This is a genomic window from Isoptericola sp. NPDC060257, assembly GCF_042726645.1.
In the GTDB taxonomy this organism is placed as follows: Bacteria; Actinomycetota; Actinomycetes; order Actinomycetales; family Cellulomonadaceae; genus Isoptericola; species Isoptericola nanjingensis.
The window spans coordinates 36532-48666 of the sequence record NZ_JBHXAW010000001.1 but is presented as its reverse complement, the minus strand read 5'-3'; the positions used below and the strand labels follow the sequence as shown (position 1 = coordinate 48666).

Sequence of the window (12135 nt, the reverse complement as noted above, 5' to 3'; positions counted from 1 at the left end):
GGCACGGAACCGTGCGGCGAGCGGCCTTGCCGTGACCAGCACGAACGCGCCGAACAGCGACTGCGGCACGAGGCCCGTCAGGCCCTCGCCGGTGGTGGCGAGCACGGTCCCGTTCACCGCGACGTCCGCGACCATCACCACCACGCCCAGGACCACCCCGGCCCGACGGCGCAGCAGGAGCAGCGCCACGACCAGCGGGTCGACAAGGGTCAGCGCCACCCAGAACGCGCGGACGCCGGCGGGGAACCCGGCGTAGACGTCGGCGCCTCCCAGCACCAGGTCGACCACGTGGGTCGTGGTGCCCACGAGGAACCCGGCCATCCAGAGCAGGCGCACCACTCCCAGGGCGCGTACGGACCACCGTGACGGGGGCACCACCCCAGAATGAGGCATGGCCCGCCTGCTGCACGTCGTCCGGTCCGTCGTCGCGCCGATCACCCGGACGCGCGCGTTCCGGGCCGTCGCCCCCGCCGCAATGCCGCCCCTGGAGCGCGCGCTGGCGCGGCTCACGCGCGGCCGGTTCCAGCTCTCCGCCGTGCTGGTGCCCTCGCTGGTGCTGCACACCGTCGGGGCCCGGTCCGGCGAGCCGCGCGACACCTACCTCATGTACACGCCCGTGGGCGGCGGCCGGCTCGTGGTCGCGGGCACGTCGTTCGCGCGCGACCGGCACCCCGCGTGGACGTACAACCTGCTCGCGCACCCGGACGCCGCCGTCAGCATCCGCGGCCGGCGCTTCGACGTCCGCGCGACACCCGTCACCGACGACGGCGAGCGGGACGCGCTGTGGGCGCGCATCGAGGCGCAGTGGCCCGGGTATCGCGCCTACGAGCGCGAGTCGGGTCGGGTGGTGCGGCTGTTCGTGCTCGAGCGGGCGGCCTGACGGTCAGGCGCCCCGAGCCCGGTACGCGGTGGGCGACATCCCGTGCGTCCGGGCGAACCGGCGCGAGAAGTACAGCGCGTCGTCGTACCCGCACGCCTGCGCGACGGCGGCGACGGGCAGGTCGGTGGAGTCGAGCAGCTCGCGGGCCCGCGCGAGCCGGAGCCCGGTCTGGTACTGCAGCGGCGACGTGCCCACCCGGGCGCGGAAGCGCGCCCCGAGCTGGGACGGGCTGAGGCCGACCATCGCCGCGAGCGACCCGACCGACGTGCGGTGCGGCGTCGTCGCCCGCAGGTGCTCGACGACCCGCTCGACCGGGTCGGGGGCCGGGCCGGGGGAGCGCCGCCCCGTCGCGACGACGTGCGCGAGCGCGTGCCACGCCGCCCCCGCGGCCCCGACCAGGCCGCCGGCCGTGCCGTCGTCGAGCGCGTCGATCACCTGCGAGACGAGGCTCGCGAGGGCGGCCGGGTCGCGCAGGTGGGAGACCGGCCCGCCGGCGGCGGCGCGGGCGGCCCCCGCGAGCTCGTCGGCGTCCCGGCCCGCCGTGTGCAGCCACCAGAGGGTCCACGGGTCGCGCTCGGCGGCGGCGTACTCGTGCGGCGTCCCGGCCGGCACGAGCACCACGTCCCCGGGCCGGACGTCGAACCGGCCGTCCGGTGTGCGGCACCAGCCGGCGCCGTCGGTGCAGACGAGCAGGACGTGCTCCCGGGCGCCGTCGGGTCGCGACCGCCCGTGGCGGGCGGCGTGCGGGAAGAACCCGGCGTCCGTCACCACGAGCCGGCCCGTCACCGGGCGCGCGAGCGCCGTGCGGACCGTCGGGCGCGGCACGACGACCATGCGCTGACCGGCGAAGCCGTCGCGCAGCGCGCCGCCGCTCTCGACCGTGCGCTCGACCGTCGTTTCGTCCATGTGCGCCAGGGAATCGCCCATCGTGCGGCGCCGTCAAGCGGCCTACGTTCGTCGCATGCCAGGAGAAGAGTCGCGGATCGTCCTGCCGTCCGCCCCGGACAGCCTCGCCGACCGGCCCGTGCGCGGGTGGCGCGAGCCGGTGTCCATCGACACGTATGACGTCGGCGAGCCGGACCGGTACCCGGCATACCTGGACCAGCGGGTGTACCAGGGGTCGTCGGGGGCGGTGTACCCGATGCCGTTCGTGGACCGCGTCGAGCAGACCAAGGCACCCCGCGAGTGGGACGCGATCCACCTCGAGAACGCGTACGTACGCCTCATGGTGCTGCCCGAGCTCGGCGGGCGCATCCACGTGGGCGTGGACCGCACGCGCGGCTACGACTTCTTCTACCGCAACGACGTCATCAAGCCGGCGCTGGTCGGCCTGCTCGGGCCGTGGCTCTCGGGCGGCGTCGAGCTGAACTGGCCGCAGCACCACCGCCCCGCGACGTTCCTCCCGACGGAGGCGTGGGTCGAGCACGAGCCGGACGGGGCGGTGACGGCGTGGTGCTCCGACCACGACCCGTTCGCGCGCATGCAGGGGATGCACGGCGTGCGGCTGCGCCCGGACAGCGCGCTCGTCGAGCTGCGGGTCCGGCTCGTCAACCGGACCGACGACGTGCAGACGTTCCTGTGGTGGGCCAACGTCGCCGCCGCGGTGCACGACGACTACCAGGCGTTCTTCCCGACCGACGTCGCCGTCGTCGCCGACCACGCCAAGCGCGCCGTCACCACCTTCCCCGCGGCGTCGGGCCGCTACTACGGCGTCGACTACCCGGCGCAGCGCACCCCGGAGCGCCCCGACGGCGACCGCCTGGACCGGTACCGCAACATCCCCGTACCGACGTCGTACATGTGCCTCGGCTCCCAGGACAACTTCTTCGGCGGCTACGACCACGCCGCCAGCGCCGGGTTCGTGCACTGGGCGGACCACCGGGTCTCGCCCGGCAAGAAGATGTGGACGTGGGGGAACGCGCCGTTCGGCTGGGCCTGGGACCGGCACCTCACCGACACGAACGGCCCGTACGTGGAGCTCATGGCGGGCGTCTTCACCGACAACCAGCCCGACTTCGCGTTCCTGCGCCCGGGCGAGACGACGGCCTTCTCGCAGTACTGGTACCCGATCCAGGACGTCGGCCCGGTGCACCAGGCGACGCGGGACGCCGCGGTGCGGCTCGACGTCGAGCCGTCGTCGGCCGAGCCTGTCGCGACCACGCTCGTCCGTCTCGGCGTGGCAGTGACGTCCCCGCGGCCGGGGGCGCGGGTGGTGCTGCGCGCGGGTGGCGAGGTGCTGCTGGACGAGCGGGTCGACGTCGCGCCGGGCGCTCCGTGCGTGCGCGAGCTGGCCGGGCAGGCCGGCGTCGACGCCACCACCTACGAGCTGGTCGTGGAGCACGACGGCGCGACCCTCGTGAGCTGGCGCCCGCGGCCCGCGGCGGACCCGGACGCCGCGGTCCCGGGGCCCGCCACCGAGCCGCCCGCGCCCGCGGAGATCGGCTCCGTCGACGAGCTGTACGTCACGGGGCTGCACCTGGAGCAGTACCGGCACGCGACGCGGTCGCCGGAGCGGTACTGGGCGGAGGCGCTGCGCCGCGACCCCGGGGACGCACGCTGCGCGACGGCGCTCGCGGCCCGGCGGGCGCGCGCGGGCCGGCTCGACGAGGCCGAGCGGCTGCTGCGCACCGCCGTCGCACGCCTCACGGCGCGCAACCCCAACCCGCGCGACGGCGAGGCGCACTACCGGCTGGGCGTGGTCCTCGCCCGGCAGGGCCGGGCGGCCGAGGCGCGTGAGGCGCTGGGGACGGCGTCCTGGGACCAGGCGTGGCGGGACGCCGCGGCCGTCGCCACGGCTCGCCTCGACCTCGCCGAGGGGCGCGACGCCGATGCCGCGGAGCAGCTGGACGCGCTGCTGCGCCGCAGCCCCGAGCACGTGCAGGGGCGCAACCTCGCGGCGATCGCCGCGCGACGGGTCGGGGAGCCGGACCGCGCCCGCGACCTCGTGCGCGGGGCGCTCGCCGTCGACCCCCTCGACGCGTGGGCGCGCGACCTCGGCGCCCGGCTCGGGCTCGCCGTCCCGGTCGGCCCGACCTCCGAACCGACCATCGCGCTCGACGTCGCGCTGGAGCACGCGTCGGCGGGAGAGGCGGCGGCCGCCGTCGGGCTGCTGGAGGACGTCGCGACGCGCCCGTCCCCCCGCGGGCAGCGGGACGTGCGGGCCCTCGCCCTGCTGCACCGCGCCGACCTGGAGCTGGCCCGTGGCGACCGGGCGGCCGCGGCGGACGCGCTCGCGCGGGCCCGGCGCGCCCCGCGCGACTGGGCGTTCCCGGCCGCCACGGACGACGACGCCCTCGCGCGGCTGCGCCGGGCGTGGCCGCAGGACCCGCTCGTGGCCGGGCTGGCCGGCCACCGCCTCTACGCGGCGGGCCGGCGCGAGGACGCGGTGGCGGCCTGGGAGGTCGCGGCGTCGGGCGACGGGACCGACCCCGTCGTGCTGCGGAACCTCGGGGTCGCGGCGTACAACGTGCGCGGGGACGCCGCGGCGGCCGCCGGCTGGTACGCCCGTGCGCGGGCCCTCGCCCCCGACGACGCCCGCCTGCTCTACGAGGCGGACCAGCTCGAGGGGCGGCGGGGCACGCCCCCGGAACGACGGCTGGCGACGTTGCTCGACCGGCCCGACCTGGTCGGCGCGCGGGACGACCTGTCGGTCCAGCTCGCGGAGCTGCTCACCGCGCGCGGCCGCGCGGCCGAGGCGCTCGACGTCCTGGGCGGCCGGGCCTTCCAGCCGTGGGAGGGCGGCGAGGGCCGGGTGCTGGCCGCCTGGGACGCCGCGCACCTGGCCCTCGGCCGCCAGGCCCTGGACGGCGGCGACGCCACCTCCGCGCTGGCGCACGCCACCGCGGCCCTGACGCCCCCGGAGTCCCTGGGGGAGGCGCGCCACCCGCTCGCAAACACCGCCGACCTGCACCTGCTGCTCGGCGACGCCCTCGCCGCGCTCGGGCGCGGCGACGAGGCCCGGGACGCCTGGCGCACCGCGGCCGACCAGCAGGGCGACTTCGAGGGCATGGCCGTCCAGGAGTTCTCGGAGCGGACGGCCGCCTCCGTGGTCGCGCTGCGCCGGCTGGGCCGTGACGACGACGCGCGGCGCCTGCGCGACGGGCTCGCGCGCTACGTCGAGGAGGAGGCGGGCCGCCGGGCGACCGTCGACTACTTCGCGACGTCGCTGCCCGCCATGCTGCTGTTCGCCCACGACGTGCAGGAGGACCACGACGACCGGGTCCGGGCCCTGCGCGACCAGCTCGCCGCCCTCGACCGGCACGCCGCTCCCGCCTCGGCCTGACCCGCCCGACCCGACCCCGCTTCTCGAAGGAGAGAGCCCATGCCCGACGCCCTCGACAGCCGACGGACCGTCACGCACCGCGTGCGGGTCGACCGCCCGTCCCCGCCACACCGCGACCACCTCGAGCTGGGAGACCCGCCAGGCGCGTCGGACGCGGTGGCGGTGACCAGCCGGTACCTCGAGCGGGCGGGGCTGCCCTGGTTCCCCGTGACGGGCGAGGTGCACTACTCGCGCATCCCGCGCGAGCGCTGGTCCGAGGTGCTGGGGCACGCGAAGGCGGGCGGGCTGGACTCCGTCGCCACCTACGTGCTCTGGCAGGCGCACGAGCCCGCGCCGGGCGACTTCCGCTGGGACGGGAACCTCGACCTGCGCGCCTTCGTCGAGACGGCCGGCCGGCACGGGCTCGACGTCGTCGTGCGGCTGGGGCCCTGGGCGCACGGCGAGGCACGGTACGGCGGCTTCCCCGACTGGCTGGTCGAGCGCGGGCTGGCCACGCGCACGAACGACCCCGCGTACCTCGAGCTGGTGCGGGCCTACTACGCGCAGGCGGTCGCGCAGCTCGACGGCCTGACGCACGCCGAGGGCGGGCCGGTCGTCGGGGCGCAGGTGGACAACGAGCTCTACGACCAGCCCGAGCACCTCGCCACCCTGCGGTCCCTCGCCGAGGAGCTGGGCCTGCGGGTGCCGGTCTGGACGGCGACGGGGTGGGGCGGGGCGCAGGTGCCCGCCACCCTGCTGCCGCTGTACAGCGCGTACGCGGACGGGTTCTGGGAGGACGCCGAGACGGAGTGGCCGCCGTTCTCGCCCGTGCACTTCCGGTACAGCACCGTGCGCGACGACCTCAGCGTGGGCGCCGACCTGCGCGAGGCCCTCGACGGCATCGTCGTCGCGCCGGGTGCGGTCCCGCTCAAGGACGACGACGCCCTGCCGTACGCGACCTGCGAGCTGGGCGGTGGGATGCACGTCGCCTACCACCGGCGGCCGCTCGTCACGCCCGACGACGTCGCGGCGCTCGCGCTCGCGAAGATCGGCAGCGGCTCCGTCTGGCAGGGGTACTACATGTACGCGGGCGGCACCCAGCGCGTCGGACCGCAGGGCACGGAGCAGGAGTCGCACGCCACCGGGTACCCCAACGACGTGCCCACCCGCACCTACGACTTCGGCGCCCCCGTCGGCGAGCACGGCCAGGTGCGGCGTCACCACCACCTGCTGCGCCGTCAGCACCTGTGGCTCCAGGCCGACGGCGCGGCGCTCGCGGCCATGACCACGACGGTGGGCGGGGGGAGCGCGGACGCTGACGAGCTGCGCTGGTCGGTACGGTCGGACGGGCACCGCGGGTACGTCTTCCTCACCACGTACCAGCCCGCGCGCCGGCCGCTGCCGCCGCAGCCGGGCGTCCAGGTCGCCGTCGAGCTCGACGACGCGAGCGTGACCGTGCCCGTGCGTCCCGTCGACCTGCCCGCGGGCGTCTCGGTCGCGTGGCCGGTGCGGTACCCGCTCGGCGAGGGGCTGGTGCTGCGCAGCGCGACGGCGCAGGTGCTCACGCGGATCGACGTCGGGACAGGCGGCGGGGCCGGACGGGAACTCGTCGTGCTGGTCGCGACCGACGGCGTGCCGGTGGAGCTGGTGCTCGAGCGGGACGGCGGCGGGGAGGTCGGGGCGAGCGGGCCGGTCGAGGCGCGCACCGAGGCCGGCGCGACCGTCCTCGACCTGGTCGGCGACCCAGGGCCGAGCGCGGTCGTGCGCCTGCGCGGCCCGTCCGGCGACGTCGACGTCCTGGTGCTCGACGAGGGGTCCGCGAACCGCCTGTACCGGCTCGACGTCGGCGGGCGCGAGCGGCTGGTGCTCGCCGACGCCCCGGTGCACGCGCTCGACGGTGCGCTCGTCGTGCACACCGAGGACCCGGCGGTGACGGTGTCGATGCTGCCCGCGCCGGCGTCCCTGACGGCGTCGACCGCGGGCGCCGACGTCACCGCCGACGCCGCCACCGGCACGCCCTGGTCCACGTGGACGCTCTCCGTCCCCGGGGCCGGGCGCCGCCGGCTCGCGACGGACCTGCACCCGGACGCCCCCGCCCCGCCGGCGCCGGCGCACGGCGGGCCGATGGGCCGGCTCAGCGCGCCGACCGACTACTCGGGCGCCGCCCGCGTGCACCTGGACGTGCCCGCCGACGCGCTGGACGGCGTCGACCGCGCGCTGCTGCGGGTCGCGTGGACGGGCGACGTCGGGCGGGCGGTGGTGGGAGGGGAGGTCGTGAGCGACCACTTCTGGCACGGCCGCGACTGGGACGTCGACCTCACGCCGTGGCGCGACGACGTCGCCCGCGACGGCCTGACGCTGGAGCTGCTGCCGTGGCGCGCCGCGACCGGCGTCTGGGTGGACCCGTCCGTGCGTGCCGTGCCCGACGGGATCGCGGTCGCCGCGGTCGACGTCGTGCGGGTGGCGCGGGTGGTGCTCACCGCGGGGGAGGGACGGTCGTGGACCTGAACCGGCGCGACCTGCTGCGGCTGCTCGGCGTCGCCGGCCTCGGTGTCGCGAGCGGCGGGATCCTCGGGGGCTGCTCGTCCACCACCGCGGCCGCGCCGGTCCGTGCGGGGGCGGTGTCCCTGGGGCTGTGGACGCACGACCCGGGCTACGCGAGCTACTTCACGCAGGCGGCGACGGACGCCGCCGTCGTCGGCGGCAGCGCGTGGACCTTCGGCGTGGACGTCACGTCCGTCGCGCCGGCCGACATCGTGTCTCGCCTGGTGACGCAGGCGGTCGCGCAGCGGCCGCTGCCGGACCTGGCCGGGCTGGTGATCGACCAGTTCCCGCGCGTCATGCGAGCGGGGATCGCGGAGAACCTGTTCGTCGACCTCACCTCGCTCACGGCGTCCTTGGGCGACCGGCTGCTGAAGACCCAGCCGTACACCGTGGACGGGAAGGTGTACGCGCTGGAGTCGGACAACTCGATCTCGGTGATGTTCTACCGGGCCGACCTCTTCGACGAGCTGGGGATCCCGGCGGACGTCGGGACCTGGGAGGAGCTCCTCGAGGTCGGGGCCGAGGTCGCCGCGGACACCGGGCAGGCCATCGGCATGGTCGCCAACGGCGACAACGGGTCCATCGTCAACGGGTTCACGCAGCTGCTGCTGCAGCGCGGCGGGAACCTCTACGACGCCGACGGGAACCTCGCGGTCCTGTCCGACGAGGCCGTCGAGGTGCTCGAGCTCATGGCCGAGGGCGTCCGGACGGGCGCGTTCGTCGCGCTGGCGGACCCGTACGGCGGCGCCGCCGCGGCGGCCCTCAAGGGGAGCCGGCTCGTCGCGACCGTCATGCCGAACTGGTACGAGGTGTACGGCCTCCAGGCCAACGCCCCCGACCAGGAGGGGCTGTGGCGCGCCCGCACGATCCCGCGGTTCGCGGGCGGCGGGCACGTCGCCTCCACGATGGGCGGCACCGCTTTCGCGGTGCTCAAGGACCAGCCCCGCACCGACGCCGCGACCGACTTCCTGCAGCGGGCCTACCTGTCCGAGGAGGGTCAGCTCGCGCGATACTTCGCCGGCGCGTACATGCCCACCCTGGTGGACCTCTACGACGCTCCCGAGTTCCAGGAGATCACCGACCCGTACCTCGGCGGCCAGCGCGTCTTCGAGGTCTTCTCCGCCGCCGCGGCCGACATGCCGCTCTTCTACCAGTCCGCGGGCGCCTCGGTGCTGCGCGACAGCCTCGGCGGTCCCATCCTGCGCGCCATCAACGGACAGGTCGGTGCCGAGGAGGCGCTGCGGGCCGGGGTGCGCACGTACGAGAGGCAGGTGCAGCAGTGAGCATCCTGACCAGGCCGTCGACGGGGACGGCCACCCGGGACGCCCTGCGCGCCCCCCGACGCGGGAACCGGCGGCAGTGGGCGCCCTACCTCTTCATCTCCCCGTTCTTCCTGCTGTTCACCGTCTTCATGGTGGTGCCGGTCGGCGCGGGGATCTTCCTCAGCCTCACCGACTGGGCCGGCCTGGGCAGTCCCGAGTTCGTGGGGCTGGCGAACTACTCCCGCCTGCTGCGCGACGCGAGCTTCGGCGCCGCTCTCGCGAACACGGCCTTCTACACCGTGTTCGCGATGGTCGTGGTGCTGCCGCTGGCGCTGCTGATCGCGCTGGCCCTCGACGCGAAGGGGCTGCGGCTGCGGGACTTCTTCCGCCTCACGTACTTCATGCCGGTGGTGCTCTCGCCGATCGTCATCGCCCTGATCTTCGGGCTGATCTTCGACGGCGAGTACGGGCTGCTCAACGCCACCCTCGAGGCCCTCTTCGGGTTCGGCGGCGTCTCGTGGCTCACCGACCCGTGGTGGGCGCGCGTCGTCGTGGTGGTGCTGGTGCTGTGGCGCTGGACCGGGTACCTCACGATCTTCTTCCTCGCCGGCCTGCAGAACATCCCGCGCGAGCTGCACGAGGCGGCCGAGCTGGACGGCGCGGGCGTGGTGCGCCGCTTCTTCGCCGTCACGCTGCCGCAGCTCAAGCCGGTGACGGCCTTCATCGCCGTGACCATGCTGGTGAGCACCGCGCAGATCTTCGAGGAGCCGTTCCTGCTCACGCAGGGCGGCCCCGGCGAGGCGACCCTGTCCGTCTCGATGTTCGTCTACCGGGCCGGGTTCCAGCGGCAGGAGCTCGGCTACGCCGCGGCCGCCGGCGTCGTCATGTTCGTCATCGTCTTCGTGCTGGGCCGCATCGGCACCCGGGCGTTCGGCGTCGGGAGGAACCGATGAGCACACCGACCCTCGCGCGGACACCCCGCGCCGACAACCCCGTGGCGGGGCCGGCGGCCCACGCCCCGCGGCGCTTCCCCCCGGGCCGCGTCGCGCTGTACGCGGTGCTCGGCCTGCTGACCGTGGTCTACGTGGCGCCGCTGCTGTGGGCCCTGTCCTCGTCGTTCAAGGACCGCAGCGACATCTTCGCTTTCCCGCCCGCGCTGATCCCGGACCCGGCGACGCTCGACAGCTACGCGAACCTGCTCGCCACGCAGCCGTTCTGGCGGTGGATGCTGATGAGCACCGTCGTGGCCGCCGTCAGCACCGTCGCCACCGTCTTCCTGTGCTCCCTGGCGGGCTTCGGGTTCGCCAAGTACGAGTTCCGCGGCAAGCGGGTGCTGTTCGACGTGATGTTCTCGTCGCTGGCCATCCCGTTCGCGGTGATCGTCGTCCCGCTGTTCGTCCTCGTCGCGAAGCTGGGGCTGGCGAACCCGTTCTTCGCGCTCGTCGTGCCCTGGGTGGCGCCGGCGTTCGGGATCTTCATGATGCGCCAGTACACCGAGCAGTCGGTGCCCGACGAGCTCCTCGACGCGGCCCGCATCGACGGGTGCTCCGAGCTGCGGACGTTCGTGTCCGTCGTCATGCCGCTGCTGCGGCCGGCGATCGGGGCGCTCGCGGTGTGGAGCTTCCTCAACTCGTACAACACGCTGCTGTGGCCCCTGGTGATCATCGCCGAGCCCGAGTTCTACACGCTGCCGCTCGGGCTGCAGGCGCTTTTCGGCGCCGAGGGGCGGCAGTACGACCTGGTGATGGCGGGGTCGGTGCTCGCCGCCGTCCCCGCGCTGATCGTGTTCTTCGTGCTGCGCAAGCAGCTCGTCAACGGCCTGACCGCAGGGGCGGTGAAGGGATGAGCGAGATGACGGAACCCCGGATGGTGACGGACCGGTCGGTGCCGGGCACTATGACCGCCGCCGGCGCGGCCGTGCCCGCGCACCTGCCCCGACGGCTGGCGATCACGCTGTGGGACTTCTCCTGGTACGTGCGCACCGGGCCGGGGGAGCCCTTCGAGGACCTCGACGCGGCGTTCGCCCGCGCCGCGGAACTCGGGTACAACGCGGTCCGGGTCTGCGCGATGCCGTTCCTGCTGTTCCGCTCCGGCCTGGGCACGACGGCGCTGCGGCTGGGGCCGATCGGCGGGGGCTACGCGTCGCGGGTGCGCTGGTACGACGTGCGCGAGCCGACGACGATCGACGCCCGCGCGCACCTGCTGGAGCTGTTCCGCGGCGCGGAGCGGCACGGCATGACGGTGATCGCGTCGTCGTGGGAGTACCAGCAGAGCCCGGCGTTCGCGGCCGACCGCGCCTGGTACGACGCCCTCCGGGCCGTGGATCCCGAGGACCGTCTCACCGTGCTCGGCGAGGCGATGGCCGACCTCGTGGACCTGCTGCGGGACGAAGGGCTCGACCACGTGCTGGCGTACGTCGAGCCGCACAACGAGGTCCAGGCCGGGCACCTCACCGCCGGGTTGCCCGGCGTCGAGGACCCGGTGGTGGAGCTGCGCGACCGTCTCGAGCGCGGCATCGCCGCGTTCTCCGCGCGGCACCCCGACGTGCTCTGCGGCCCGAACTACGCCGCCGTCCCGGTCACCGCGATGCGGGGGCTGCCGCGCAACGCCCAGGTGCTCGGCGTCCACCCGTACGTCTACGGCGTCCTGGACGACCTGGTGCACGAGTTCGCGCTGCGCGGCGACCCCGCCGACTTCCCGCAGGCGCGGGCCGACGCCGAGCTGCTGCGGCCGGGCGCGCCGCGGCTCGGCGAGTGGGCGCCGCCGGCGGACGAGGAGTGGAAGCGTCGCGCGTCGATCGTCGGGCACGCGGAGATCTACGTGCACGACTGGTGCGACCCGCAGGCCGTGGACCGGTGGCTCTACGAGCGGTACGGCGCGCACCGCGTCGCGATGGCCGAGCGGCTGCGGGAGTGGATCGGCGTCGCCGCGGACCACGCCGCACGGCTCGGGATCCCGCTCGTGCTCGGCGAGGGCTGGGTGGGCTACACCCCGCGCGACACCCGGTTCGAGGAGGGACCGGTCGGGGCGCAGATCTGCCGCGACGCCGTGCGGCACGCGGCCGACGTGGGCGCGTGGGGCTCCGTCGTGTGCTCCAACGCGGCGCCGCAGCACGCCATGTGGCTCGACGCCGACCTGCAGCGCGAGTGCACCGCCGTCATCCGCGGCGAGCCTGCCTAGGGTGATCG

General features: G+C 75.4%; 9 protein-coding genes. 7 read left to right on the top strand and 2 right to left on the bottom strand.

Annotated features, from left to right (window positions below; translation table 11 throughout):
- A partial coding sequence (locus ACFWEK_RS00250; RefSeq protein WP_430552684.1) for a hypothetical protein occupies positions 1–336 on the bottom strand: 336 nt, incomplete at its 3' end.
- A gap of 55 nt (positions 337–391) precedes the next feature.
- Here ACFWEK_RS00250 and ACFWEK_RS00245 point away from each other — a divergent pair.
- Positions 392–880: a nitroreductase family deazaflavin-dependent oxidoreductase gene (locus ACFWEK_RS00245; protein ID WP_430552683.1), complete on the top strand. Its 489-nt coding sequence runs from the start codon at positions 392–394 to the stop codon at positions 878–880.
- A 3-nt stretch (positions 881–883) separates the two neighbouring features.
- Here ACFWEK_RS00245 and ACFWEK_RS00240 read toward each other — a convergent pair whose 3' ends face one another.
- The gene (locus tag ACFWEK_RS00240) at positions 884–1786 is read right to left on the bottom strand and encodes a helix-turn-helix domain-containing protein (protein WP_430552682.1); all 903 of its coding nucleotides are present in this window, start codon (positions 1784–1786) and stop codon (positions 884–886) included.
- A 55-nt stretch (positions 1787–1841) separates the two neighbouring features.
- Between ACFWEK_RS00240 and ACFWEK_RS00235 the strand changes: the two genes are divergently transcribed.
- From ACFWEK_RS00235 to ACFWEK_RS00210, 6 genes are read left to right on the top strand one after another with little or no spacing between them, the layout of a single operon-like run.
- The gene (locus tag ACFWEK_RS00235; RefSeq protein ID WP_430552681.1) at positions 1842–5162 is read left to right on the top strand and encodes a DUF5107 domain-containing protein; all 3321 of its coding nucleotides are present in this window, start codon (positions 1842–1844) and stop codon (positions 5160–5162) included.
- A 39-nt stretch (positions 5163–5201) separates the two neighbouring features.
- On the top strand, positions 5202–7649 hold the full coding sequence (locus ACFWEK_RS00230; RefSeq protein WP_430552680.1) for a beta-galactosidase: 2448 nt from the start codon (positions 5202–5204) through the stop codon (positions 7647–7649).
- Complete coding sequence (locus tag ACFWEK_RS00225; protein WP_430545936.1) at positions 7640–8968, top strand: ABC transporter substrate-binding protein; 1329 nt, start codon at positions 7640–7642, stop codon at positions 8966–8968. The genes ACFWEK_RS00230 and ACFWEK_RS00225 overlap by 10 nt, the downstream gene beginning before the upstream one ends.
- Positions 8965–9900, top strand: coding sequence for a carbohydrate ABC transporter permease (locus tag ACFWEK_RS00220; RefSeq protein WP_430545937.1), 936 nt, complete (start codon positions 8965–8967; stop codon positions 9898–9900). Before ACFWEK_RS00225 ends, ACFWEK_RS00220 begins: the two co-directional genes overlap by 4 nt.
- Positions 9897–10793, top strand: coding sequence for a carbohydrate ABC transporter permease (locus ACFWEK_RS00215; protein ID WP_430545938.1), 897 nt, complete (start codon positions 9897–9899; stop codon positions 10791–10793). Before ACFWEK_RS00220 ends, ACFWEK_RS00215 begins: the two co-directional genes overlap by 4 nt.
- The gene (locus tag ACFWEK_RS00210) at positions 10790–12127 is read left to right on the top strand and encodes a cellulase-like family protein (protein WP_430552679.1); all 1338 of its coding nucleotides are present in this window, start codon (positions 10790–10792) and stop codon (positions 12125–12127) included. Before ACFWEK_RS00215 ends, ACFWEK_RS00210 begins: the two co-directional genes overlap by 4 nt.
- Positions 12128–12135 lie beyond the last annotated feature (8 nt).

Excerpts from the sequence above, each read along its gene's own strand:
- ACFWEK_RS00245 (WP_430552683.1), top strand. The coding sequence starts at position 392 with ATGGCCCGCCTGCTGCACGTCGTCCGGTCCGTCGTCGCGCCGATCACC.
- ACFWEK_RS00215 (WP_430545938.1), top strand. The coding sequence starts at position 9,897 with ATGAGCACACCGACCCTCGCGCGGACACCCCGCGCCGACAACCCCGTG.
- ACFWEK_RS00240 (WP_430552682.1), bottom strand. The coding sequence starts at position 1,786 with ATGGACGAAACGACGGTCGAGCGCACGGTCGAGAGCGGCGGCGCGCTG.
- ACFWEK_RS00235 (WP_430552681.1), top strand. The coding sequence starts at position 1,842 with ATGCCAGGAGAAGAGTCGCGGATCGTCCTGCCGTCCGCCCCGGACAGC.
- ACFWEK_RS00210 (WP_430552679.1), top strand. The coding sequence starts at position 10,790 with ATGAGCGAGATGACGGAACCCCGGATGGTGACGGACCGGTCGGTGCCG.
- ACFWEK_RS00230 (WP_430552680.1), top strand. The coding sequence starts at position 5,202 with ATGCCCGACGCCCTCGACAGCCGACGGACCGTCACGCACCGCGTGCGG.